The sequence below is a fragment of the Acinetobacter tjernbergiae DSM 14971 = CIP 107465 genome (assembly GCF_000374425.1).
In the GTDB taxonomy this organism is placed as follows: Bacteria; Pseudomonadota; Gammaproteobacteria; order Pseudomonadales; family Moraxellaceae; genus Acinetobacter; species Acinetobacter tjernbergiae.
This window is the reverse complement of sequence record NZ_KB894353.1, coordinates 202830-228098: the sequence shown is the minus strand read 5'-3', so window position 1 is coordinate 228098 and position 25269 is coordinate 202830. Positions and strand designations below refer to the sequence as shown.

24 protein-coding genes are annotated in these 25269 nt (G+C 38.5%); 11 read left to right on the top strand and 13 right to left on the bottom strand.

Annotated features, from left to right (window positions below):
• Positions 1 to 291: 291 nt before the first annotated feature.
• Positions 292 to 696, top strand: a complete 405-nt coding sequence (locus C502_RS0100975) for a PH domain-containing protein (protein WP_018676993.1) — start codon at positions 292 to 294, stop codon at positions 694 to 696.
• 60 nt (positions 697 to 756) lie between these two features.
• On the opposite strand, the gene C502_RS0100970 is transcribed toward C502_RS0100975, so the two are convergent.
• The 8 genes from C502_RS0100970 to rpoD form a co-directional block, all read right to left on the bottom strand.
• Positions 757 to 2160, bottom strand: coding sequence for an APC family permease (locus C502_RS0100970; RefSeq protein WP_171067593.1), 1404 nt, complete (start codon positions 2158 to 2160; stop codon positions 757 to 759).
• 252 nt (positions 2161 to 2412) lie between these two features.
• Positions 2413 to 3597, bottom strand: coding sequence for an iron-containing alcohol dehydrogenase (locus C502_RS0100965; RefSeq protein WP_018676991.1), 1185 nt, complete (start codon positions 3595 to 3597; stop codon positions 2413 to 2415).
• 1 nt (position 3598) lies between these two features.
• A complete protein-coding gene (locus C502_RS0100960; protein WP_018676990.1) occupies positions 3599 to 4132 on the bottom strand; it encodes a hypothetical protein in 534 nt (177 codons plus the stop codon).
• Between the two features lie 81 nt (positions 4133 to 4213).
• Positions 4214 to 4882 (bottom strand): lipoyl(octanoyl) transferase LipB, encoded by a 669-nt coding sequence (lipB, locus tag C502_RS0100955; RefSeq protein ID WP_018676989.1) that lies wholly within the window; start codon positions 4880 to 4882, stop codon positions 4214 to 4216.
• Positions 4883 to 5017: 135 nt separating this feature from the next.
• Complete coding sequence (locus tag C502_RS0100950) at positions 5018 to 5656, bottom strand: hypothetical protein (RefSeq protein ID WP_018676988.1); 639 nt, start codon at positions 5654 to 5656, stop codon at positions 5018 to 5020.
• A gap of 36 nt (positions 5657 to 5692) precedes the next feature.
• A complete protein-coding gene (locus tag C502_RS0100945) occupies positions 5693 to 6601 on the bottom strand; it encodes a lysozyme inhibitor LprI family protein (protein WP_018676987.1) in 909 nt (302 codons plus the stop codon).
• A gap of 121 nt (positions 6602 to 6722) precedes the next feature.
• Positions 6723 to 7010: a YbeD family protein gene (locus C502_RS0100940; RefSeq protein WP_018676986.1), complete on the bottom strand. Its 288-nt coding sequence runs from the start codon at positions 7008 to 7010 to the stop codon at positions 6723 to 6725.
• 129 nt (positions 7011 to 7139) lie between these two features.
• Positions 7140 to 9023, bottom strand: a complete 1884-nt coding sequence (gene rpoD / locus C502_RS0100935) for an RNA polymerase sigma factor RpoD (protein WP_018676985.1) — start codon at positions 9021 to 9023, stop codon at positions 7140 to 7142.
• 350 nt (positions 9024 to 9373) lie between these two features.
• Here rpoD and C502_RS0100925 point away from each other — a divergent pair, with 350 nt between their 5' ends.
• Complete coding sequence (locus C502_RS0100925; protein ID WP_018676983.1) at positions 9374 to 9580, top strand: PA3496 family putative envelope integrity protein; 207 nt, start codon at positions 9374 to 9376, stop codon at positions 9578 to 9580.
• A gap of 70 nt (positions 9581 to 9650) precedes the next feature.
• A complete protein-coding gene (locus C502_RS0100920; protein WP_018676982.1) occupies positions 9651 to 10175 on the top strand; it encodes a YecA/YgfB family protein in 525 nt (174 codons plus the stop codon).
• A 153-nt stretch (positions 10176 to 10328) separates the two neighbouring features.
• Here C502_RS0100920 and tmpT read toward each other — a convergent pair whose 3' ends face one another.
• From tmpT to trhO, 3 genes are all read right to left on the bottom strand, one after another.
• On the bottom strand, positions 10329 to 10973 hold the full coding sequence (gene tmpT / locus C502_RS0100915) for a thiopurine S-methyltransferase (protein WP_018676981.1): 645 nt from the start codon (positions 10971 to 10973) through the stop codon (positions 10329 to 10331).
• Positions 10974 to 11018: 45 nt separating this feature from the next.
• Positions 11019 to 11630 carry a DedA family protein gene (locus tag C502_RS0100910; protein ID WP_018676980.1) on the bottom strand — a complete coding sequence of 204 codons (612 nt, stop codon included), beginning with the start codon at positions 11628 to 11630 and terminating at the stop codon, positions 11019 to 11021.
• A gap of 144 nt (positions 11631 to 11774) precedes the next feature.
• Positions 11775 to 12707: an oxygen-dependent tRNA uridine(34) hydroxylase TrhO gene (gene trhO / locus C502_RS0100905; RefSeq protein WP_018676979.1), complete on the bottom strand. Its 933-nt coding sequence runs from the start codon at positions 12705 to 12707 to the stop codon at positions 11775 to 11777.
• Between the two features lie 109 nt (positions 12708 to 12816).
• Here trhO and C502_RS0100900 point away from each other — a divergent pair, with 109 nt between their 5' ends.
• Positions 12817 to 13308 (top strand): DUF1289 domain-containing protein, encoded by a 492-nt coding sequence (locus tag C502_RS0100900; protein WP_026315706.1) that lies wholly within the window; start codon positions 12817 to 12819, stop codon positions 13306 to 13308.
• Here C502_RS0100900 and C502_RS0100895 read toward each other — a convergent pair.
• Entirely contained in the window at positions 13305 to 13961 is a 657-nt protein-coding gene (locus tag C502_RS0100895; RefSeq protein WP_018676977.1) for a DUF2306 domain-containing protein, read from the bottom strand. The two genes, C502_RS0100900 and C502_RS0100895, sit on opposite strands and share 4 nt — an antisense overlap.
• 70 nt (positions 13962 to 14031) lie before the next feature.
• On the opposite strand from C502_RS0100895, the gene C502_RS0100890 reads away from it, so the two are divergent.
• On the top strand, positions 14032 to 14697 hold the full coding sequence (locus C502_RS0100890; protein ID WP_018676976.1) for a YARHG domain-containing protein: 666 nt from the start codon (positions 14032 to 14034) through the stop codon (positions 14695 to 14697).
• Positions 14698 to 14776: 79 nt separating this feature from the next.
• Here C502_RS0100890 and gltA read toward each other — a convergent pair whose 3' ends face one another.
• Complete coding sequence (gene gltA, locus C502_RS0100885) at positions 14777 to 16051, bottom strand: citrate synthase (RefSeq protein ID WP_018676975.1); 1275 nt, start codon at positions 16049 to 16051, stop codon at positions 14777 to 14779.
• A gap of 898 nt (positions 16052 to 16949) precedes the next feature.
• Here gltA and sdhC point away from each other — a divergent pair.
• The 6 genes from sdhC (at position 16950) to odhB (ending at position 25135) form a co-directional block, all read left to right on the top strand.
• Entirely contained in the window at positions 16950 to 17351 is a 402-nt protein-coding gene (gene sdhC, locus C502_RS0100880; protein ID WP_018676974.1) for a succinate dehydrogenase, cytochrome b556 subunit, read from the top strand.
• Positions 17351 to 17716 carry a succinate dehydrogenase, hydrophobic membrane anchor protein gene (sdhD, locus tag C502_RS0100875; RefSeq protein WP_004664449.1) on the top strand — a complete coding sequence of 122 codons (366 nt, stop codon included), beginning with the start codon at positions 17351 to 17353 and terminating at the stop codon, positions 17714 to 17716. Before sdhC ends, sdhD begins: the two co-directional genes overlap by 1 nt.
• A gap of 12 nt (positions 17717 to 17728) precedes the next feature.
• On the top strand, positions 17729 to 19624 hold the full coding sequence (gene sdhA, locus C502_RS0100870) for a succinate dehydrogenase flavoprotein subunit (protein WP_018676973.1): 1896 nt from the start codon (positions 17729 to 17731) through the stop codon (positions 19622 to 19624).
• 14 nt (positions 19625 to 19638) lie between these two features.
• Positions 19639 to 20349, top strand: a complete 711-nt coding sequence (locus tag C502_RS0100865; RefSeq protein WP_023274479.1) for a succinate dehydrogenase iron-sulfur subunit — start codon at positions 19639 to 19641, stop codon at positions 20347 to 20349.
• A 752-nt stretch (positions 20350 to 21101) separates the two neighbouring features.
• Positions 21102 to 23942, top strand: a complete 2841-nt coding sequence (locus C502_RS0100860) for a 2-oxoglutarate dehydrogenase E1 component (protein WP_023274480.1) — start codon at positions 21102 to 21104, stop codon at positions 23940 to 23942.
• On the top strand, positions 23942 to 25135 hold the full coding sequence (gene odhB, locus C502_RS0100855; RefSeq protein WP_018676970.1) for a 2-oxoglutarate dehydrogenase complex dihydrolipoyllysine-residue succinyltransferase: 1194 nt from the start codon (positions 23942 to 23944) through the stop codon (positions 25133 to 25135). Before C502_RS0100860 ends, odhB begins: the two co-directional genes overlap by 1 nt.
• The last annotated feature ends 134 nt before the right edge of the window (positions 25136 to 25269 follow it).

The following is a 25269-nucleotide window of genomic DNA, read 5'->3' as shown; positions in this document are numbered from 1 at the left end:
TTTTATTAATGTTAATTGTGTTGTGGTGTATTATATTGTTATAAAATTATAATTTAGTTTTTTTGTTTAATTATTTTAAATATACTATTTATTTTTTTGAATTAAAAATTATTTAAAGTTGAAATTTAATTCCATATTTAATTTATATTGTTTTAAATTTTTTTATTGTATTTTAATGTATCGGAAATATAATTTTTATTAACATTAAATGTATTTAAATAAATTGAATTATTAATTGTGAATGAAAATTTATGATAACTAAATTTTGTTAACTAACTCATCGGGGCTGTTATGGAAAATGTGGAGTGGGAAGGTACGCCATCCCAAGTAAGTAATTTTGTATATTTCTTTGTCTGTGGGATTCTTTTCTTTTTAATTATCCCATTGCTGTTAATTTTGTGGCGTTGGTTGCAGACTAAATGTACAAAGTATGAGTTAACTTCTGAACGTCTAATCATGTCTCATGGTGTGCTAAATAAAACAACAGATCAATTAGAATTATATCGTGTGAGAGATTATCGGCATGAACAGCCATTTTTTCTAAGAATTTTTGGGTTGAGTAATATTGTTTTAATTAGTAATGATAAAACGGATAAGATTTTAAATCTGATCGCAATTCGTGATGGTGGAGATTTATTGACTAAGATTAGAACAAATGTAGAAGGTTTAAGGAAATCTAAATCAAGAATTATATAAATTTAGAAATTATTTTTAGAGAAAAGGCGCATTCAGCGCCTTTTCTAAGTTTAGGTATTTTTATTCATGTTCATTATGTTGAGGTGCATTATACTTAAAGCCTTTAGTTTTATAGCCAAGATATAAAATACCAAACATTGCCCACCATAAACCATATTTTAGCGCAGTCTCTTCGATTTCTAACCACATTGCAAAGACACTCAAAAAGCCAAGCAGTGGAATAATCACAAAGTTGAAGATATCTTTGATGTTTTTGGTTCGACCATCACGCAGTGCATAGCGAGAAATCACTGAGAGATTCACAAAAGTAAATGCAATCAATGCACCAAAGCTAATCATTGAAATCACAATATCCAGACTCATGAGTCCAGCAGCTAAGGCGACAATACCGACAATGATAATATTATAAGAAGGGGTGAAGTTCTTTGGACTAATATGACCGAAGATTTTCTTATTAATGACCCCATCTCGTCCCATGACATACATTAAACGAGATACCCCAGCATGCGCAGAAATCCCTGAAGCCATCACAGTTACGATCGCAAATGCCAGTACATAAGACTGAAATAATGAACCACCAACCAATAATAAAATGTCAGGTTGCGTTGCAGCGACATCTTGGAAATAGCTCTTTGGATCATTCGGGAAATAGATTTGCATAAAGTAAGTGCTGATAATAAAGATCACACCTGCAAATAATGCCGTCAAGAAAATCGCTTTCGGTAAGGTTTTTTCTGTATCTTTGGTTTCTTCAGCAAGTGAACTTAGTGAATCAAAACCTGTAAATGAGAAGCACAATAATGTTGCTCCTGTAATCAATGCACCCACAGAAGTTAATTCATTCCAAAATGGCTGTAAGCTCCAAAGTTGATAACGCGTTTCTGCGGTAATTGGACCTTCGGCATTATAGCCCATTTGTAATTTGCTATAGACTAAGTACGTAAATACCCCAATGACAATCAGTTGCACTAAAACAATCAGACTATTAAAGTTTGCAACGAAACGAGCGCCACGTAAATTGACACCAGTCATAAAAGCTGTTAATACAATAACCCAAACCCAATGGTTTACATTTGGAAATAAGGCATCTAGATAAATTCCCGCCAAGATAATATTCACCATTGGCGATAGTAAATAATCAAGCCAAGAAGACCAGCCCACCATAAAGCCAACATTTGGATGGATTGATTTTTGTGCGTACGTATAAGCCGATCCTGAAGATGGATAGCGGCGAATCATGTGCCCATAGCTTAGCGATGTAAACAAAATCGCAATCAATGCCACAATATAAGAGGTTGGAACATGATGATGGCTTTCTTCTGATACCAGACCGAAAGTGTCAAACAAGGTCATCGGTTGAATATAGGCCAAGCCAATAATGATAATGTGCCAGAGACCAAGCGTTTTTTGTAGTTTAGCTACCGATGGAGTCCCAGAAGTATTTGTCAACGGCGTTATCCTCATAATCGTTGATCAAGGATCAGCTATGGTTTAAGGATCATTTGAGACGGAAATGATCCCTGCTACAGAAAATAGAAGTGCGCCAATTTATCGTAGTTTGTTATAAATTGTCAGTACTTTTATGCTTGTTTTAGCAATTTTTTTGCCAAATAGGTAGACAAATAGATGAATAAAGATTCACCCCAAATATAAAAACCCCGATAACAGGTTGATATCGGGGTTTGATGCGTTAAATCATTTATTTAACGAATTGAATTACCATGCTTTTTGTAGGATAGCACGGAGATCTTGTAAACTTGCTTCTTTTGGATTGTAGATGATTGAGCCATCATTCAATGCTTTTTCAGCAACTTCATCTAACTGAGCTTCAGTCACTTTACCTGTTTCACGTAAAGTACGAGGAAGTTTAGTCAGCGTGAATAAACGATCACGCATGGTTAAGATTGTTGCAATGGCTTTATCTGCACGTAAGTTTGCAGGCGTTTGTGCATAAATATCTGCACCAGCAAGTGGCAATAATAATTCACCAATCTTGGTGCCATTAACTTCTTTGTTATATTCAAGCACATATGGCAAGAATAAGTTCATGCAAAGACCATGGGGCAGGTGAGCAACAGCACCTAAGGCATGACCGAGTGAGTGTACCAAGCCCACCATTGAGTTCGAGAATGCAATCCCTGCCATTGTTGATGCTTGAGCAAGTTCTAAGCGACCTTGGGCATCACTTGGGTTGTCTAAAACTTTGAATAGGTTTTCACTGATTTTCTTGATACCCGCGCTTGCATACGCATCGCTTAACGGATTCGCTGCTAAGCAGGTATAAGCTTCAACACAGTGTGTCAGTGCATCCATACCTGTCATTGCGGTTAGGTGTGGCGGTAATGTTTGTGTCATGCGAGGATCAAGAATCGCGGCATGTGGCATCAGATAGTAAGATGCAAATGCAAGTTTTACATTTTTCTGAGTGTCTGAAACGACAGCAACCATTGTTGCTTCTGAACCTGTACCTGATGTGGTTGGGATCACAAAGAATGGTTTTAATGGTTTTGGTAGGTTGTGTGCACCTGAGTATTGTAATAAATCATCGCCACCTTCTGAAACTAAAATATTAGTTGCTTTCGATGTATCAATAACCGAACCACCACCAATCGCAATAATCGCATCACATTTTTTTTCACGATACAGTTGCGCTGCTGCACGTACCACTTCCAAACTTGAATCGGGTGGAACATCATCAAAAATTGCGCCAATTACAGCATCTGTGGTGCTAAAAGCAGCTTCAATTGGGCTGAGTAGACCATTTGCGCGTACGCCTTTATCCGTAATGATCATTGGGCGTTTTGCGCCTAGAGTCGCAAGTTCAAAAGGGATGTGCTCTAACGCAGCGTTACCAGCAATTACTTTTACAGGACAGAAAAATTCGTAATAAGGCTTAGCCATGTTATGCGCTCCGTTTGAAGTATGATTGTGCGACTTTAAGGTAGATATTTTTTGCACCAGTGAATTTTTCTTTAAATGATAGTTCAGCTGGATAGCGTTTCACAGCAAGTGAGGCAATCAATTTAGGTAGAATTAACGCTTCCATTTTATTCAAACAACGCACTAAGCGAATGGCACTTGAAACATCACCATCAGCAATCATACGGTCATTGGCAAATGCTTGAGCAGTACTTTCTTGGAAAGAAAATACCAGAAAAGCATGAGTTAAATGTTTGAAGGTAATTGTTAAATCAGGTTTGCCTTTATAGTTGGATAAAAGCTCTAATTGTTTTTCTTCAGTTACACGTGCAACAAACGCAGGCCCATTAGGGAAAACATTCATTGAAAGTATAAAGCCAACAGGGAACTTAGATACTTCCTGTTGTACTTCGTCATCCACTTGGCTTGCCATTACTAAACCACGACCGACGACATCCATCATGAGTTTTACGTAGGCAAATTGCAAAGTGGGCTTCACTGCTTTGGTCGAAATCACTCGCGTATCCCTTGTTAAAATTATGCAAAAGCAAATTTAGAGTAATTACTCTAATTTATTTCTTTAGAATTTAAAAGTAGTTTATTCAGATTTGACTACAAGGTCATGAAAGAAATTTGTATTTTGTAAATAGCCAATAAAATCATGACAAAGTTGCTCAAAGCTTGGGTAATCTTTTAGCAAGTCTTGCAAGCGTACCATTTCTAAACCTGCGTATCCACAAGGATTAATGGTTTGAAAGCCTGTTAATGCACAATCAATATTGAGTGCTAAGCCATGATAACTACGACCACGACGAATTTTAAAGCCTAGAGAGCCAATTTTTCGTCCATCGACATAGACCCCTGGTGCATCTGGTTTGGCATAGGCATTGATATGGTATTGCTTGAGCAAGTCAATCATGGCTTGTTCAGCAAAGCTGACGAGAGTTCGGACATGCCATTTCAAGCGATTTAGATCTAATAGGAAATAAGCAACGAGTTGCCCCTTGCCATGCCAAGTGACTTGTCCACCACGATCAGTATGCACGATCGGAAGGTTACTCGGTATAAGGATGTGTTCAGCTTTACCTGCTTGCCCTTGAGTCAAAACATCTTGATGTTGTAATAACCAAACTTCATCTGGTGTGGTTTCATCACGATTGGTTGTGAAATCTTTCATTGCTTCAAAACGTGTTGTGTAATCTTGTAGGTCTTTGAAACAGCGAATGATTAAGGGGGGAGTATTAACTTGAGGGCTTAAAATATCCATAGGAATAGATAGATTCATTTGATTCTAGATTATTGTATTTAAAATGGGCATTAAAAGATATTTTTTTGTTTCGAAATAGATTCTCATAACTCTATAAAAGCTATGAAATTCTATTTCAAAAAAAAATTTATGAATTTATTCGTAATATTCTTCATTAGAATATTGAGTATCAGGTTCGTGTTGTTGACCATTAAAGCCAATTTTCCCACTATCTACCTGTGGTTTAATAAATGCATAAAATAGCGTGTCCGAAAGAAGTGTAGTAAGTTTGTCTGAGTTGGTAATTGTTGCAAAAATTTTATCACCTTTATCAGAAGGCTGTAAGATATAGTCCAAAGTGATTTTTGCTTTACTTTGAGTAAAATCAAGTTCTAATTTTTGTGCTTGGTCTTCTGTATTTGATGTATTTGCAATATTACGGACACTGTCAGATTTTTTAATAATATCTGATGGGATTGTGGCTGTTAAATCAATTGCACATACTGTTTTGGGACTATCTGGATCAATATGATTAGTACGACTATCCATTAAATTAAACTGGATAGATTTAGCTGATAGTTGAAGCTTACTTGTATCTACATCTTCCAAAAGATTTTTCTTGATTAAATCTTTTAATCCGATATCAAGTTTTTTCTCTAATTGTTCTTGTAGGTTTTTCTGTAGTAATGCAATAGCATTAGGGTCATCACATTTAAGATGTTTTTGACCTGTAAGTGAACATCCATGGAGGATAGGAAGACCAAATAGGCAGCTAAGTAATATGAGTTTTTTCATAAAAAATTCCAATATTTTTAATCCGAAGGAAATAGGTTAATAATTAGCATCAAGTTGGTAAATAGCTTGTTTTAATTGATCCACTCGAGAGTTTGTCATTTCGGTTTCACAGTTTAGAGTGGTGATTTGCTCTTCACCATATTCGGCATTATTGCCTTGTAGTTTGCATTCGAGTTCACGTTTTTTTAACCATGTTTTTTGGCTATCTAATAATTGACTACGAATCTCTTTAGTTGTGGCATTCCAAACTAAATTAAGATTTGCGTTTGCTGCATCAATTTGTTGTTGAGCTTCGTTTATACGTAATTGTGCATATTCAGTTTCAGCTTGTGCTTGTGCTTGTGCTGCTTCCGCTTCTGCTTGTTCAGCTTGCTGTCTGGCACTTTGTTTAGCATTCTTAGTGAGAGAGTCAATAGTGATTTTTGCAACAAAATTTGAAATAAGATTCTGATTTTCTAAAGAGACATAGATTTTTTTTGCATCATCTGTTGGTTGAACTGAATATTCTAATTCATGTTTTAATTGGTTTAATTCGAATTTAAGGTCATCTAAAACAGCTTGCTGTGCAATATCGGTTTCGTCTGATAGCTTTCGACTTTCATTTGCAGCATCTATAACTTGGGATGGAATCTTAATATCTAATTCAGCCACACAAAATTCTTTTTTACTATTAGGGTCTGAGTTATTGGTTCTTACATCATTAATTGTAATATCAAGTTGTTTAATTGTACTTCTGACTTTACCCATATCTAGGGTTATATTTTGGGTGTTGATAAGTGTTTTAACTTGTTCAGATGTTAGTTGATCAATATCTTTATTTATAAGTTCGATGACTAGTTTACGAGTATCCTCGCTATTACATTTAGCAGAATTGAAAGATAGTTTTTCGCAGGCAACTAGAAAAGATGTTGAAATAATACAAAATAGAAGGGTTGTTTGTTGCATTTATTGTTACTCCTAGTAATATAATATTATTATAGTAACAAAAACATTACAAATTGTCGCTGATTATAATTATTTGTATATATCACAAAATATAGGGATATATTGTATATCCCTATATGTATTAAAGCGCTGTCTTAATTAAAGGGCAGGCTGCAAGATCAGCATATAGCGCATGAACTTGTTCCAATTCTTCGAAGCGTAATTGTGCGGTCAAAGAATGGTATTTACCTGTACGTGAAGGTTGTACCTTGACTGTACCACCATCGAATTTAGGGAAGTGCTTCTGCAAAATATCAACAACAGCCACTCGAAGTTCATCCCCAGCATCACCAATCAATTTGATTGGATAGTCCATTGGGAAAACCCAAAGATGTTCTTGTAATTCACGAGAAGGAGTGCGGTCTAACATGAGCAACCTCTTAATTTGAAACGCCTGCATCAGTGCAGGCGCTTATGATCTAATAACTAAATGGGGATGAAGTGCTTAACTTCAAGTCATGAACGAGGGCGTTAACCATCGTTTAAACTTTCCCAATAATTAGTCATTTTCCAAGAAAGAACGTAAGTGTTCTGAGCGAGAAGGGTGACGAAGCTTACGCAATGCTTTTGCTTCGATCTGACGAATACGTTCACGTGTTACGTCAAATTGTTTACCTACTTCCTCTAAAGTATGATCGGTTGGCATGTCGATACCAAAACGCATTTTCAATACTTTTGCTTCACGTTCAGTTAAGTTTTCAAGTACTTCACGCGTTGCTTCTTTTAAGCCTTCTGACGTTGCCGCATCAATTGGGGAAGTGATGTTGCCATCTTCAATGAAGTCGCCAAGATGTGAATCTTCATCATCACCGATCGGTGTTTCCATTGAAATCGGTTCTTTTGCGATTTTAAGTACTTTACGAACTTTAACTTCGTCCATTTCCAGACGTTCGCCCAATTCTTCAGGGGTTGGTTCACGTCCCATTTCTTGAAGCAGTTGGCGTGAAACACGATTGATCTTGTTAATCGTTTCAATCATGTGAACTGGAATACGAATGGTACGGGCTTGGTCTGCAATCGAACGTGTAATCGCCTGACGAATCCACCAAGTTGCATAAGTCGAGAATTTATAACCACGACGATATTCAAACTTGTCTACTGCTTTCATCAAGCCGATGTTACCTTCCTGAATAAGATCGAGGAATTGTAAGCCACGGTTGGTGTATTTTTTCGCAATCGAGATCACTAAACGTAAGTTCGCTTCAACCATCTCTTTTTTGGCACGACGTGCTTTCGCTTCGCCAACAGCCATACGTTTAGAGATATCTTTGATATCTTTAACATTTAAATCTAAATCATTTTCAATGTCAGCAATCTTTTGTTGGAATGCCAAGACGTCAGGACGTACTTTTTCCAAGTGAACTTTAGTTTCAGCAGGTGCTTTAGCGATTTGTTCATCTAACCAAGCTGGATTTGATTCTTGCTCAGGGAAAGTCATACGGAATTGATTACGATCCATACGACCACGGCGAACAGCATAACGCATGATTTCACGTTCGTTTGCACGGATTTGGTCGTGGGTACCACGAATCATTTCAGAAATGATGTCAAATAAGCGCGGTGTAAATTTAAACATCATGAATACAGTTGCTAAGGCTTCAAGAGCAGCAGTTGCTTCATCACTATTACGACCATGCTTTGCAATAATTGCTTTAGTGTCATTCCATGCTGTTTCTAATTCAGTAAAACGAGCTTTGGCTATTTCTGGGTCTGGACCTGATTCACCTTCAGAATCATCATCACCTTCAGATTCTTCATCTTCATCTTCGTCATCAAGCTTCACATCTTTAGTCGTTGTAGACGCAGAACCTTCTTCTTCAATTTCTGTATCTTCTTCAATGACTTCTGGAATATCTTCATCAGTTTCTGGGTCTAAATAACCAGAAAGAATATCAGCAAGACGACGCTCACCAGTTAGAAAATCATTATATTCTTTTAAAACGACTTCAACCGCATTTGGCCAGTAAGCAATTGAATGTAAAACGTCACGTATACCTTCTTCGATACGTTTTGCAATGCTAATCTCGCCTTCACGGGTTAGTAGTTCAACTGTGCCCATTTCACGCATATACATACGCACAGGGTCAGTTGTACGACCTGGTTCACTTTCAACCGATGCGAGTACAGCAGCAGCCTCTTCTTCAGCTACTTCATCCGCAGCCTCAGTTGATTCACCAAACATGGTGTCATCAGTTTCTGGCGCACGTTCATGTACAGGAATCCCGACATCTTGAAGCATCTGAATGATGTCTTCAATTTGCTCACTTTCCGTAATTGAGTCTGGTAGATGATCGTTAACCTCAGCGTAAGTTAAGTAACCTTGTTCTTTGCCTCGGCTAATCAGAGCCGCTACTTGCGAAGTAGGGGAATTCATATCGCTCATCTTTGCTTACTCTTTTGTTGAATCTGTGGCGGTGAAAAACCGTGCATGATAGCACAATTCACGAGGAATGTTTTGGATTTGATCCGCTTGCTTTAAATAAAAAATAGGTTCAATTGAACTATAGTTTGTTAAATATGGGGGTGTATCATAATTTTTCAAGCAGGGTATTCCTATTCAATAACTTTTTTCATTTATAAGGTTGTTAGGATATAAATACACAAAAAAACTGACGAAAAAAAGTACAAAACATCATTTTATAGCAATAAAATAAAATATATCTTGACAATGTTTCATAATACCGATAAATAGCGCCTAGACCCAATTACATTTTTCATAACGAGGTAGTTTTAGTGTCTTCTACAGATTTTGAATTAGATGATGATAACTACGGTGAAGATGATGTTAGTTTTGATGAGTCATCAGGAAAAATCACTGCCAAAGAATCATTAGAAAAGCGCCGTTTAATTGATGATTTATTAGCTCAACGTCGTTTAGAGCGAGAATTAAAAGATTTTGACTATGATTTCGACGATGATGATCTTGGTGACGAAGACTAAGCAAAATTGCTGAGACTTTGTATCTGAAGATGTTATGCTGTTGCGGATGTATTTTAAAGTTGGATGGAAAATGAGCACGTTGAATTTAGACTTATTAAGTAATTATCTTGACGGTGATCAAAACGAATACGGTCTGGATTTTGCAGCGACTCATGGCTTTTTATGTGCTATTGCCGTTGGTCCAAAATTTGATCGCTGGTTAGATGAGTTATTTGATAATAATCAAAAGAAAATCCCAAACGAAATGATTGAACAAATCAATCTTTGGTTGGAATCTCTTCGTCAAGATTTAGCCAATGAAAATGGAATTGAATTTCCATTTGAAATTGAAGAAGCTGATGTTGAGTCTAGCTTGGGCGATTGGAGTGTTGGTTTTGTGGATGCAATGTTCCTAAATGAAGATGCATGGTTTGCACCTGAGTTTGAAGAACAGCTTATCGATTTAACTTTACCAATTATGGTATTTAGTGGAATTGATGAGGAAGATCCTCAAATGGAATCTTTCCGCCGCAATGGTCAGTTGATGGATGAATTGGCAGAAGAAATTCCTGATAATTTAAATGAACTTTATCTCATGTACCACACGCCAGCGTGATGTTGCATCTTATGCTGTTACAAAAGTAACGCATAATTAGATACCAAATTAAATATTAAACGTCCTTTAGAGGACGTTTTTTATATCTCGTTTGGGGGTGAGAAAGCATTAAGTCGAGATCACTTTCAATCCTTTGATATGCGTCTGCACTATTTAGTTTATTTGTGGTGATTTACTCAGAGACCAAGCATTTTCATGGGCGATTACTTTACCCTTAAGATTTTCTGTCATCGTTTCCAATAATTTAATTTGGTAATGCGTTGCATAATGCTCAGTTAATTCATGTTCAGGAACGGAGAATGGTGGCCCTTGAAGTAGGTTCTGATCATATTCAAGGCTAATTAATAGTTGAGGTGCTTGTTTTGTAATGTCTAACAAATGTTGTGTATATTGGCTGCGCATTTGTGGCGGAAGGGCGATTAATGCAGCTCGATCATAAACAGCATCTACATCACCAAGTTGTTTTACTGTTAACTGAAAAAAATCACCTACAAATAATTCAATTTGGGGATGTTGATAGTGAGTCAATTCACCTGATTGCGTCTCTGTAAAGCTTAAACCTAAATCTATAATAAGAGCTTGAATGGCGATGGGACTAAGATCAATGCCAACCACATGATAACCTTGCTTGATCAACCAAGCTAAATCTAAGCTTTTGCCACAAAGTGGAACAAAGATACGAGCACTTGAGCTTAGACTGAGTGATTGTAAGTGTTGAGTGAGTAAAGGGTGAGGCTGATCTTGATGAAAACCGATATTATTGGTTTGCCATTTATCATGCCAAAAATCATGTTGCATTATTTGAGTCTCGGTATTGATTTAAAAAATTGGAAATGCCATTTACTATTTTTTCGATAAATAAAATTTCTTCACTAAGTATAAAAGTGTATAAAGTATTGTAACAGATAGAATTATATAGCCAATGCGCTGTGTAATCGCACTCATTAATGCTGGATTTTCACCAAAATGATAGCCGATATAAGCGAGAAACGTTGTCCAAATAATCGTACCTGTAGCACTATAAGTCATGAATTTACGAAAGGGCATGTTGCTCATGCCTGCTGGAATGCTAATTAGGGAGCGAACAGCAGGTATCATGCGACCAAAAAATACAATCCGATGTCCATATTTTTCAAACCAAGTGAGTGATTTTTCAAGATCAGTAACACTGATATGTAAGTATTTTCCGTAGCGTTCGATAAGATTAAATAGGTGGTGTTGTGGAATCTTTCTACCCATCCAATACAGTAATGCAGCAGCTAGAAGTGAGCCGATACTGCCAGCAATAATCACTCCAATTAAGCTAAGCTCGCCTTTTGCCGCAGTATAGCCTGCCGAGGGCATAATGATTTCGGATGGAATCGGCGGAAAAACATTATCAAGGAACATTAGAAATGCAATTCCTAGATATCCAAGTTTCTCCATGATGGATAAGACCCAATCTTCAAGTCCCATAGTACTTTTATCATATTCATTTGATTATTATTTTTTAGCATAGTTGTTGTTGCGATCATGCTCAATGGCGGAATCGTTACACTATTTTATGATGTAATAAAAAAGCCATAGTTTGACTATGGCTTTCAAGCTGTCTGTTAAGCTTTATAAGCGTTTACGTTTAGCTGCTGCAATTTGTGACTGGCGCATACGGAAGCCCGCTTTTTGCTTATCCGTAGTTTTATCAATACAGTAGACACAAGAAACACCATGCTCATAGCTTGGTTGCTCGGCTTCAACTTTGGTGAGAGGCCAACCACATGCGTGACATTTGATATTTTCGCCTTCTTCAACACCGTGGGTCACAGCAGTACGACCATCAAAAACGAAACATTCACCTTCCCACATGCTTTCTTCTGCAGGGGTTTCTTCTAGATATTTTAAGATACCGCCTTTGAGATGATAAACTTCATTAAAGCCTTCTTGTAGAAGTAGTGACGTTGATTTTTCACAACGAATACCACCCGTACAGAACATCGCAATTTTCTTGTCTTTGTGTTGTTCAAGGTTTTGTTTTACATATTCAGGAAATTCGCGGAAGCTTTCTGTTTTCGGGTCAATTGCACCTTTGAACGTTCCTGCCTTGAATTCATAGTCATTACGCGTGTCAATTAAGATCACGTCATCACGACTAATTAAATCGTTCCATTCTTTAGGGTCTAGATAGTGACCCACTAAATCACGTGGTTTAACTTCAACACCTAAAGTGACAATTTCTTTTTTAAGTTTAATTTTCATTTTACGAAATGGTTTCTCAGAGCTTTCAGACTCTTTGTATTCCATTGCGTTAAAACCTTCATTCAAAAGGAATTGATGAATCGCATCAACTGCTGCACGGTCGCCCGCAACCGTACCGTTAATTCCTTCAGAAGCGACAATTAGAGTTCCACATAAATTGATGCGATTCACTAAGTCCAAAAGACGCTGTTGCAGATCAGCTGCATCAGAAACTTCTTTAAATTGATATAGTGCGGCAACAACCCAATTATTGGTCGCTTGCTGTTCTACAGGTGCAAGCTGTTCTACAGTAGCGTTCATGGATAACTCCAAATGTATTAAGATAGAAAAATAAGGCGCACATTTTAGCGCGAAATCTGAAAATAAGCGAGAAAGCCATAAATTAAATATGGTTTTAGAGGAGTTGATTTTGAGTAACGATCGTCGAATTCCATCATTGACCCCTTGTGCGGGACGTTGTTCAACGGTATTTGGTGATTTAGTTTGTCGTGGTTGTCGCCGTTTCAATCATGAAGTGATTCAATGGAATACTTATACGCCAGAGCAAAGGCTCATGGTGTGGAAGCGCTTAGATGCGCAGCTGAATCAAATTTTGGTGCCTTTGCTACCTCATGCCAATCTTCAACATATTGAAGGTTTTATTCATAGTAAACATGTCCGTATATTAGACACGGCAAGTACTGGTCGTAAGCTTTATCATGCTTTGAAAATTTGTGAAAAGAATAAACATTTGGCACATGAAAGTGGATTGGGAATCAAAGATGCCGAAGTTAAGCCTATTTGGAGTGAGTTTGAGCGTCGTGTACTTGCCTTAGCGAAGGCAAGTTATGAGTTAGCATGGCTGCGTGCTGATGGAATTAGCACAACTTTATTGCGTGCTTTAGAGGAAGATGAAATCTAAAACGATTTTTTCTTGATACTGAGCCAATAAATAATGAGTTCAGCAATGAATAAATTGATTGTCCAACCTAACCATGCTTCGAGTTGATAGATGTGGATTGGTGTAAGCCAATCCCAATACGGTTGGATTTGGTAAAGCGTCAGCTTCCATGTTCTTAAACTTAATGCAGATAACGCTAAAGCAAAGCTCCGAATCATCCAGTTACGGTGTTTAAGCCATTGTTTATGGAATGCATAATAAAGTGCAAATAGGGTACTCGCTCCCCAAAATGAACCAAGAATCACAAAGCAAATTTGTGTACTAAGACCGCCATTTGCAGAAAAGGCTAGAATAAAACCGCTAGGCAAAGCTAGACCTAATGTTGCAACAATATAAAGCCAGCCTGCACAGCGATGTAAACGAGGTGTGTTTCTACGAATTGAAGGTGAGAATTGGGTAAAACCTGCCAATAATACCAAACTACTGGTGATGACATGGATTTGAAAAGCGAAACGCCACGGTTGCGTGTTGACCACATCCTGTTTTAAAACTAAAAAATTAGTGCTATCCGACCATGGAAAATAGTTTAGGCAAATTTCCAACATTAACCAACACAGATAGCCAAATATCAACATGATGATCAATTGAGAGAATTGATTGAGCATTTTCCACATAAATATTGATCACTGTTATGATGTAGGATGAAAATAATCTGAATAATGTCTTTTAAATGAGAATAGAGAAATGAATCCGTTTAAACAATTATTAATCGTCGCCAGTACCTTAGTGAGTAGTACCTTGAGTTTTGCACAAATTCCTCAAGTGGCAGCTACATGGACAGGTTTATATAACGATGAGCAAAAAATTTCTTTGTTTATGCAGCAAAAAGGCACTGATATTACAGGCTATAGTCTGTTAAATGGCAAGCAGACCAATTTTAAAGGGAAAATTCAGCAAACTGACTTGAACCACACTTTGACTTTAAATGAAATTGGACAGGGTGCAAGTGTTGGTCGGTTTATTTTAGAATATAAGGGTAATACTTCGCCGATTGAAGCTCAGTGGTTGCCTACAACGAAAACGGTGAAACCGAAATTTTTTAGTTTAAATGCGCAGCAATGTAAATATGCAAAGGGGCAAGGTGAATTTCCTGATGCTTCTGTGCGTTTGTTGAAAGATGCTGATTTGCAAGTGCCTCTAGGGCAGTTGCAATATATGCGTAATGAAATTTATGCACGTCATGGTTATGCTTTTCAGAATAAAAATTGGGCAACTACATTTTCGCAATATGATTGGTATATGCCTTGCTATACCAATGTGGATACACGTCTAACTCAAATTGAGAAAGAAAATGTGAAGCGACTTAAAATGGTTGAGCCATATGCAAAAGAAGTTGATTGGGGGCGTTAATTGGTGTTGATCAATAAAATGTACCAATAAAAAAAGCTGCCAAGAGGCAGCTTTTTTCACATCAATTTTACGAAGAAAATTAACGTTGGATGTCGCGTTTAGCCGAGCCTGTGTAAAGCTGACGTGGACGACCGATCTTGTATGGGCCGCTGTGCATTTCTAACCAGTGGCTGATCCAACCAACTGTACGTGCAAGTGCGAAGATCACAGTAAACATTTCTGTTGGGATACCAATCGCTTTTAAGATGATACCTGAGTAGAAGTCTACGTTTGGATACAAGTTACGTTTGATGAAGTATTCATCAGAAAGCGCAATTCTTTCAAGTTCCATTGCAAGTGCAAGTTGTGGATCTTGGATGCCTAACGCTTCAAGTACTTCGTCACAAGTTTGTTTCATGACTTTCGCACGTGGGTCGAAGTTTTTGTACACACGGTGACCGAAGCCCATGAGTTTAACTTCTTTACGCTTCACTTTTTCCATGAATTCAGCAACGTTTTCTACGCTACCAATTTCATCTAACATTTTAAGTACAGCTTCGTTTGCACCACCGTGAGCAGGTCCCCAAAGTGCAGAGATACCAGCAGAGATACATGCATACGGGTTCGCGCCAGTAGAACCAGCAAGACGAACTGTAGAAGTAGACGCATTTTGTTCATGGTCAGCATGAAGCGTAAAGATACGATCCATTGCACGAGCAAGAACAGGATTTACTTGGTAATCACGGTCAGCAGGTGTAGCAAACATCATATGCAAGAAGTTTTCTGCATAATTCAAGTCGTTACGTGGATAGATAAATGGCTGACCTATCGTGTATTTGTAGCTCCACGCTGCAAGTGTAGGAATTTTCGCGATTAAACGAATTGCGGTAATTTCACGGTGGTTAACATCTTCGATGTCTAAACCGTTGTGATAAAACGCAGATAATGCACCAACTACACCAACCATTATAGCCATAGGGTGAGCATCACGACGGAAACCATTGAAGAAACGGCTTACTTGATCGTGAACCATGGTGTGGTTACGTACTTTCGCGTCAAATTCTGCTTTTTGTTCAGCATTTGGAAGCTCACCATTTAATAATAAATAGCAAGTTTCTAAGTAGTCTGCTTGAGTCGCTAATTGATCAATCGGATAGCCACGGTGTAATAACACACCTTTGTCACCATCAATGAATGTGATCTTAGATTCGCAAGCAGCTGTCGCCATAAAACCAGGATCGAAAGTAAAGTGACCAGATGCCAATACATCTTTAACGTCAATTACATCTGGGCCCAATGTGCCGCTGTAAATTGGTAATTCAATTTCTTTGCCATCAAGCTGTAATACGGCTTTTTTGCCAGTTGCTGCAGACATTCAATAGATCTCCTGTCATGGTGAATGATTATCTGACTCGAAATCCTAATCTTGTCATGTGCGAATCAGACGGTGTCAAAATTTGCTATAAGATTAGTGGCTACTAAAATTTTGTCAATTATACTTAGGGATAAAAAATAACGTTGTTGCAGTCAATTAGTCATTCAGTACCAAAGAAAAAATTGAGTAAAATCACAGCATCGGTCGAGTATAATATGTCAAATCAGGTTTGAGGTGCATAAAAAAAATGAAGCATCAGTACAATTGTAAGTAAATTTTTACACTGGCAATATTTTGGTGCTTAAAAAATAAATACTTAACTTGGTTTAAAAGCCTATATATCTCATGGTTTAGAATTAAATCACTATTCAAAAAAGGACATTGAGAGCTTGTTGATTATTCTATAATTGTTTCATTATGGTGCGATTGATTGTATAAAAAATGACTTATTTATTTTTTGTTTGATAGATCAAGATAGATTATTGGTTGTTGATATTTAATATATAAATGAGGGGTATTATTTCTAGCTATATTTATAATTGGTAAATTTAAGGCATTTTTGTCACTGGAAAGCGAGTTTTGTGAAATAAATTGGAAATAATTTGAACAGGTGAGCCCGTATGGTGGAAAAAATGAAAACGTTTTTTATTGTTTAATAACAATTGGATAGATTCTTTGTAAGAAATGAAATAGTTTGATTGTTTATGTTGTATATGTTAATGATTCTTATTCAAGTGTCTTTTCGACTAAAGCGAAAACTGATTGTTTGTATTTTGATATTTCACGTTTTATAATTCGGTGTCGTTTATAGGTTGGGCATGCATTGTGCTTGCCTGACAATGCCAGCTTTCCTTTGAATTAATTCAAACAAACTCCGGATGGAGTTTCTACCTACAGGATGCCCGCTGTGAAAAGCAACAGACCTGTCAATTTGTCCATGGGTCAGGTGTTAGCGGTAAATTTACGCTCACCCGTGGCTATTGCATCAATTCTACACCGTTTATCAGGTGTAATCGTTTTCTTATTAGTCGCTGTTCTTTTATGGATTTTAGATAAATCTTTATCTTCACCAGAAGGATTTGACTACGTTAAAAATGTCGTTTTCGGAAATATCTGTGTACGTTTCATCGTATGGGTATTTGTAGCTGGCTTAATTTTTCACTTCATTGCTGGAGTAAAGCATTTACTTGCTGACCTCGGTTTTGCTGAGGAACTTCAAAGCGGTCGTATTGCAGCTACTATTTCATTGATCTTGTCTGCGATTGGTATTCTCGCGGCATTCGTATGGATTATGTTCTGATGAAAAGTGCTACAGGTTTAACAGGTTCAGGTTCTCGCGATTGGTATATCCAGCGTGTTAGTGCTGTGGTTTTAGCTGCCTATACTGTGGTGATGTTCGGTTGGATCTTGTGTAATAGCGGATTTGGTTACGAACAGTGGGCTGGCTTTATGTTGACTTTACCAATGAAGATTTTCTCTTTGTTGGCAGTATTGTCACTCGTTGCTCATGCTTGGATTGGTATGTGGCAAGTCTTTACTGATTATGTAACGACTCGTCAAATGGGTCCTTCGGCTTCAGGTTTACGCCTTGTACTCACTACCGCTGTCATTATTTCAGTGTTCGTGTACGCAATCTGGGGTATCCAGATTTTCTGGGCAAATTGATAGGAAGAGATCATGGGCGCAATTAACCCTAAAGAAGATTATTCAAATATTCAAAACCTCACTTTCGATGCAGTTATTGTTGGTGGTGGTGGTTCTGGTATGCGTGCTTCTTACCAACTTGCTCAAGCTGGTTTAAAAGTTGCTGTATTGACCAAAGTATTCCCGACACGTTCGCATACAGTTGCTGCCCAAGGTGGTATCGGTGCGTCGTTAGGTAACATGCAAGAAGATAACTGGCATTATCACTTCTATGACACGGTTAAAGGTTCGGATTGGTTAGGCGATCAGGACGCAATCGAGTTCATGACCCGTGAAGCACCAAAAGTTGTGTATGAGCTTGAACACTTAGGTATGCCTTTTGACCGTAACGAAGATGGTACGATTTATCAACGTCCATTCGGTGGTCACTCTGCAAATTATGGTGAAAAAGCAGTTCCGCGTGCGTGTGCTGCTGCTGACCGTACAGGCCATGCGCTACTTCACACTTTGTATCAAAGCAACGTAAAAATGGGAACTCAGTTTTACGTTGAATGGATTGCTTTAGATTTAATCCGTAATGAAGCGGGTGATGTCCTAGGTGTAACCGCAATCGACCAAGAAACAGGTAATATTGCAGTCTTCCAAGCAAAAGCGACTCTATTTGCTACAGGTGGTGCGGGTCGTGTTTACCGTGCATCTACCAACGCGTATATCAATACGGGTGATGGTCTTGGTATGGCTGCTCGTGCAGGTATTCCATTACAAGATATGGAATTCTGGCAATTCCACCCAACGGGTGTTGCAGGCGCAGGCGTATTGTTAACTGAAGGTTGTCGTGGTGAAGGTGGTATCCTTCGGAACAAAGACGGCGAACCATTCATGGAACGTTATGCACCAACTTTAAAAGACTTGGCACCACGTGACTTCGTATCACGTTCAATGGACCAAGAAATTAAAGAAGGCCGTGGTTGTGGTCCTAAAGCAGATTATATCTTGTTAGATATGACGCATTTGGGCGCTGAAACGATTATGAAGCGTCTTCCATCTGTATTTGAGATTGGTAAGAAGTTTGCAAACGTTGACTGTACGAAAGAGCCAATTCCAGTTGTACCAACAATCCATTATCAAATGGGTGGTATTCCAACGAATATTCATGGTCAAGTGGTTGTACCACATGGTGTGGAAGAGGGTGAATTCTCTGCACATTATGATAAAGAGACGAAAGAATATACCTATAAAGGTACGCGTGATTACGTAAAACCTGTGAAAGGTTTCTATGCAATTGGCGAATGTTCTTGTGTATCTGTACATGGTGCAAACCGTTTAGGTACCAACTCATTGCTTGACCTTGTGGTATTTGGTAAAGCTGCTGGTGAACACATCATTGATTACGTGACTAAACATCACGGTGATGATTACCAACCGCTTCCAACGGATGTGTTGGTTAATACTTTAGAGCGTATTCGTAAGCTTGATGATTCAACGACGGGTGAGAATGCGCAAGAAGTTGCTGATGTCATTCGTGATATCGTACAAGATCATGCAGGTGTATTCCGTACTCAAGCGTTGCTTGATAAGGGCGTAAAAGAAATTCTTGCGATCGAATCACGTGTTCGTAACATTCATTTAAAAGACAAATCTAAAGTATTTAACACTGCACGTGTTGAAGCATTAGAAGTGGAAAACTTATATGAAGTTGCGAAGGCGACTCTGATTTCAGCTGCTGCACGTAAAGAATGTCGTGGTGCGCATACAGTTGTTGACTATGAGTTAGCACCTGATCACCCAACTTATTCTTACGGTCGCCGTGATGATGAGTGGATGAAGCATACTTTATGGTATTCATCAGACAACCGTCTTGAATATAAGCCGGTACGTTTCAACCCATTAACGGTTGAAGCGATTGAACCTAAACCACGTACATTCTAATCGGGAGAACAAAGATGAGTAGAGGCACTCGTACATTCGAAATCTACCGCTATGATCCTGATAAGGATAAAGCGCCGTACATGCAAACTTTTAAACTTGAGTTAACTGACAAGCATCGTATGTTGCTTGATGCGTTACTTGCGTTGAAAGTGCAAGATGAGTCATTAACATTCCGTCGCTCTTGCCGTGAAGGTATTTGTGGTTCGGATGGTGTGAACATCAATGGTAAAAATGGTTTAGCGTGCTTGTGGAACTTGAACGATTTACCAGAGAAGATTGTGATCCGTCCTTTACCAGGTTTGCCAGTGGTAAAAGACTTGGTTGTAGACATGAACCAGTTCTACGATCAATATGACAAGATTCAACCGTTCTTGATTAACAATCAACCAGCGCCAGCGAAAGAACGTTTACAGTCTCAAGCAGAACGTGAACATTTAGATGGTCTATATGAATGTATTCTATGTGCATGTTGTTCAACTTCATGCCCATCATTCTGGTGGAACCCTGATAAGTTCCTTGGACCATCTGCATTGTTAAATGCATACCGCTTTATCATTGACTCTCGTGATACGGCAACACAAGATCGTTTGGCTCGTTTAGATGACCCATTCTCTTTGTTCCGTTGTAAAGGGATCATGAACTGTGTATCTGTATGTCCTAAAGGGTTAAACCCAACCAAGGCTATTGGTCACATTCGTAATATGTTGTTAGATCAAGCTGGTTAAAACCATTTTCTAACTCCGAACGGGAATTTCGAAAGAGATTCCCGTTTTTTATTTATAATTTTGAATTCGATAAATTAGGGGTTGCTGGTATTTCACAAATATATTTTTAATCTTAATAAATGCAATTCTGTGGTGAAATGCTTATTTATTTTATAAATAGGTCAAATGATTTAAATGAATAGAAAAAAAGAGGGTGGTCTGTTTTTAAGCACTCTGCATAGTGTTTGTGCAAGAATTGTATAGAATCTTTAACTTTGGTCGATAAGGGTGCACCTATCATAAAAAGCGCTGTATATTAGAATATAATTTAGTATGTGTATTTAGCTGCTTTATAGATGGTATGTGTCAAAAAAATCAATTCGAGCTCGAGAACATGTTAGGATTTCTGCCACAACTAAAAGCAAAAAATAAGCATATTCTTGATGTTATACGATTATAATATTTTAAGCGATTGTATCGGCTATTCGCAGAAAGCCAGTTTAGAAAAGTTAATTTTTTTAATTAATTTTTCTAAAATGGTTTGCAAAAAATTGCTCGATTTCATCGAGTATAAGAATGAGTTATGTGCTTTGAATTGAAAGTGCATAGCTCATTTATTACATCAAAGGGAATACTCCTGATGTGTAGTGATAATGTCTCAAGGTTGGATGATCTTGAGTAGTAGTGTCATATTACCAATTTGATACTATGAATCATGGGTCTGCTTAAAAGGCAACCTGTATTATTTTTTGCAATAGGAAATGGGTCCAAAAATGCAAGAAGTTGCTGACGCATCGCGTCTTGACACTGAACTTTCCGCTGATAGTGCAGCGTATATTGAAGAGCTTTACGAACAGTACCTAACTTCTCCAACCTCAGTGTCAGAGGATTGGCGTGAATATTTTGATAAATATCCTAAAGGTGATCAACCACATAGTAATGTGCGCGAGCAATTCCTCCTCTTAGGTCGTAATTCAAACCGAGTTCAACCTGTCGTACAAAGCGCTGTAAGTACAGAGCATGAGCGTCGCCAAATTGGTGTCTTACAACTCATTGCTGCTTATCGTAACCGTGGTCATCAAAAAGCCAAACTCGATCCATTAGGTCTTGCGAAACGCGAAGAAGTTCCTGATCTTGATTTGTCTGCACATAGTTTAACTAAATCTGATTTAGATACCGTATTTAATACAGGTAATCTGGCGATTGGAAAAGCAGAAGCAACATTGTCTGAAATGATTGAGGCAATGGAAGCAACTTACTGCAGTTCAATTGGTGCAGAATATATGCATATCGTTGATACCAAAGAAAAACGTTGGATTCAACAGCGTTTAGAAGGTATGCGTGGTAAATTTAATTTAAATGCTGATCAGAAAAAAGGCGTATTAGAGCGCTTAACAGCGGCTGAAGGCTTAGAAAAATATCTTGGTAATAAATTCGTTGGTGCAAAGCGTTTCGGTGTAGAAGGTGGTGAATCTTTTATTCCGATGGTGAATGAAATTATTCAGCGCGCTGGTAGTGTTGGTTGCAAAGAAGTTGTGATTGGTATGCCACATCGTGGTCGTCTCAACCTTCTTGTCAACATCATGGGTAAAAACCCAGCTGATCTTTTTGGCGAGTTTGAAGGCAAGAGTATCCATAAAAAAGGTTCTGGTGATGTTAAGTATCATCAAGGCTTTTCTTCAAATGTAATGACACCGGGTGGTGAAGTTCATTTGGCATTGGCATTTAACCCATCTCATCTAGAAATTGTAGGACCTGTTGTTGAAGGTTCAGTCCGTGCTCGTCAAGTACGTCGTAAAGATATTGGTGGGGATGATGTACTTCCTTTGATTGTTCACGGTGATGCTGCGTTTGCGGGTCAAGGTGTGAACATGGAAACTTTCCAAATGTCACAAACGCGTGGCTATACGGTTGGTGGTACGGTTCATCTAATTGTCAATAACCAAGTTGGTTTTACAACATCTGACCCACGTGATACACGTTCTACAGAGTACTGTACTGACGTTGCAAAAATGATTCAGGCACCAATTTTCCATGTCAATGGTGATGATCCTGAAGCTGTAATTTTTGCGACACAAATTGCACATGATTTCCGTCATGAATTCCGTAAAGACGTAATTTTAGATTTATTCTGTTACCGTCGTCGTGGTCATAATGAAGCAGATGAACCATCTGCAACTCAACCATTGATGTACCAAGTCATTAACAAAAAAGCGACAACGCGTACCTTGTATGCAGATCAGCTCGTGCAAGAAAAAATTCTTGATCGTGCAACTGCTGATCAAATGGTTGAAGATTACCGTTCTGATTTAGAAGCAGGTAATCATGTTGCGAATGCACTTGTTCGTGAACCAAACAAAAAAATGTTTGTGGATTGGACACCATACTTAGGTCATGAATATACCGATATTTGGGATACGACTGTTGATATCGAACGTTTGAAAGAACTTGGTAAAACAATGAATACATTACCAGAAGGTTTTGTATTACAGCGTCAAGTTCAAAAAGTGATCGACGATCGTGTTAAAATGCAAACGGGTGAAATGCCACTTAACTGGGGTGCAGCTGAAACTTTAGCTTATGCAACTTTGCTTGATGATGGTTTCCTCGTCCGTATCACCGGTGAAGACGTGGGTCGTGGTACATTCTCACATCGTCATGCTAAATTGCACAACCAAGTTGATGGTTCTGTTTATATTCCACTTTGCCACATTAAAGAAAATCAACCACGTACTGCGGTCTATGATTCTTTATTGTCAGAAGAAGCAGTGCTTGCATTTGAATATGGCTATTCAACCACTTTGCCGAAAAGCTTAATCGTTTGGGAAGCGCAATTTGGTGACTTTGCAAACTGTGCGCAAGTGGTGATTGATCAATTCATCGCTTCGGGTGAAACCAAGTGGGAGCGTGTTTGTGGTCTCACTATGTTGTTACCACACGGTTATGAAGGTCAGGGTCCAGAACATTCATCTGCTCGTTTAGAACGTTTCTTACAGCTATGTGCTGAAGACAACATGCAAGTGATGACACCAACGACGCCTGCACAGATTTTCCACGCATTACGTCGCCAAGCGGTTCGTCCGATTCGTAAGCCAATGATCGTGATGTCACCAAAATCGTTATTACGTCATAAACTTGCGACCTCAACTTTAGATGAATTAGCAAACGGTTCATTCCAAACTGTGATCGATGAAATTGATCAAATCAATAAAGCTGACGTAACTCGCTTAGTGCTTTGTGGCGGTAAGGTTTATTACGATTTACTCGAAAAACGTCGTGAGCTTGGTTTAAACCATATTGCGATCGTTCGTATCGAACAATTGTATCCTTACCCAGAACAACGCTTAGCTGAAGTTATGGCGGCTTATCCAAACATTCAAGAACTTGTTTGGACACAAGAAGAACCGAAAAACCAAGGTGCTTGGTTATTCCTTGTTCCTCGTTTATATGAAGACGTTCTTAAAACGGGTAAACAAATTCGTATTAGCTATGCTGGTCGTGAAGCATCAGCCGCACCTGCTTGTGGCTCGCCGTACTTGCATGCAAAACAACAAGCTCAGCTCGTCAATAACGCACTTGCAATTGAAGCTGAACAATCAGGAGATTCTAAATAATGGCAACCGAAATTAAAGCACCAGTATTTCCAGAGTCAGTTGCTGACGGTACGATTGCAACTTGGCATAAGAAAGTAGGTGAGCCTATATCACGTGATGAAGTGATCTGTGACATTGAAACCGATAAAGTTGTTTTAGAAGTGGTTGCTCATGCTGATGGTAGCTTAGTCGCAATCATTAAAGGTGAAGGCGATACGGTTCTCTCTGATGAAGTGATTGCTCAATTTGAAGCGGGTGCTGTTTCTGCGGCTCCTGAAGCTGCTGCACCAGCCGCGGCTGCTCCTGTTGCATCTGCGCCAGTGGCTGCATTAACTCAAGCAGTTGATCAAAATCAAGCACCTGCGGTTCGTAAAGCATTGTCTGAAACTGGTATCAATGCTGCTGACGTACAAGGTACAGGTCGTGGTGGTCGTATCACTAAAGAAGATGTTGCAACTCACCAAACCAAACCAGCTGCTGCATCAGTTCAACCATTAAGCGTTGCTGTTGGTGAGCGTATTGAGAAACGTGTTCCAATGACACGTTTGCGTAAGCGTGTTGCTGAGCGTTTATTGGCTGCGACACAACAAACTGCAATGTTAACGACGTTTAACGAAGTGAACATGAAGCCAATCATGGAAATGCGTAAGCAATATAAAGATGCTTTCGAAAAACGTCATGGTGCTCGTTTAGGCTTTATGTCTTTCTTCGTTAAAGCAGCGACTGAAGCATTAAAACGCTACCCAGCTGTAAATGCATCTATTGATGGTGATGATATTGTTTATCACGGTTTCTATGACATCGGTGTAGCAGTGTCTTCTGATCGTGGCTTGGTTGTGCCAATTCTTCGTGATACGGATCGTATGAACTACGCTGAAGTTGAAAACGGTATTGGGGCTTATGCTGCTAAAGCACGTGAAGGTAAATTGTCGATTGAAGAAATGTCTGGCGGTACGTTCACGATTACTAATGGTGGTACTTTCGGTTCATTGTTATCTACACCGATTTTAAATACACCACAAACGGCAATTTTGGGTATGCACAAAATCCAAGAGCGCCCTATGGCAGTAAATGGTCAAGTTGAAATCTTGCCAATGATGTATTTAGCGCTTTCTTATGACCATCGTTTAATTGATGGTAAAGAAGCTGTCGGTTTCTTGGTAACAATCAAAGAATTGTTAGAAGAACCAGCTAAACTTATTCTTGACCTATAACTTATTACTTAAGAATCCCCCTAAATCCCCCTTTATAAAAGGGGGGATTTCACGAGTCATATACATTTTAAGATTTGTGGAAATTCCTCATCTTTTTCAAAGAAAGGTTAGGGGAGATTAAAATGGAGATAAAA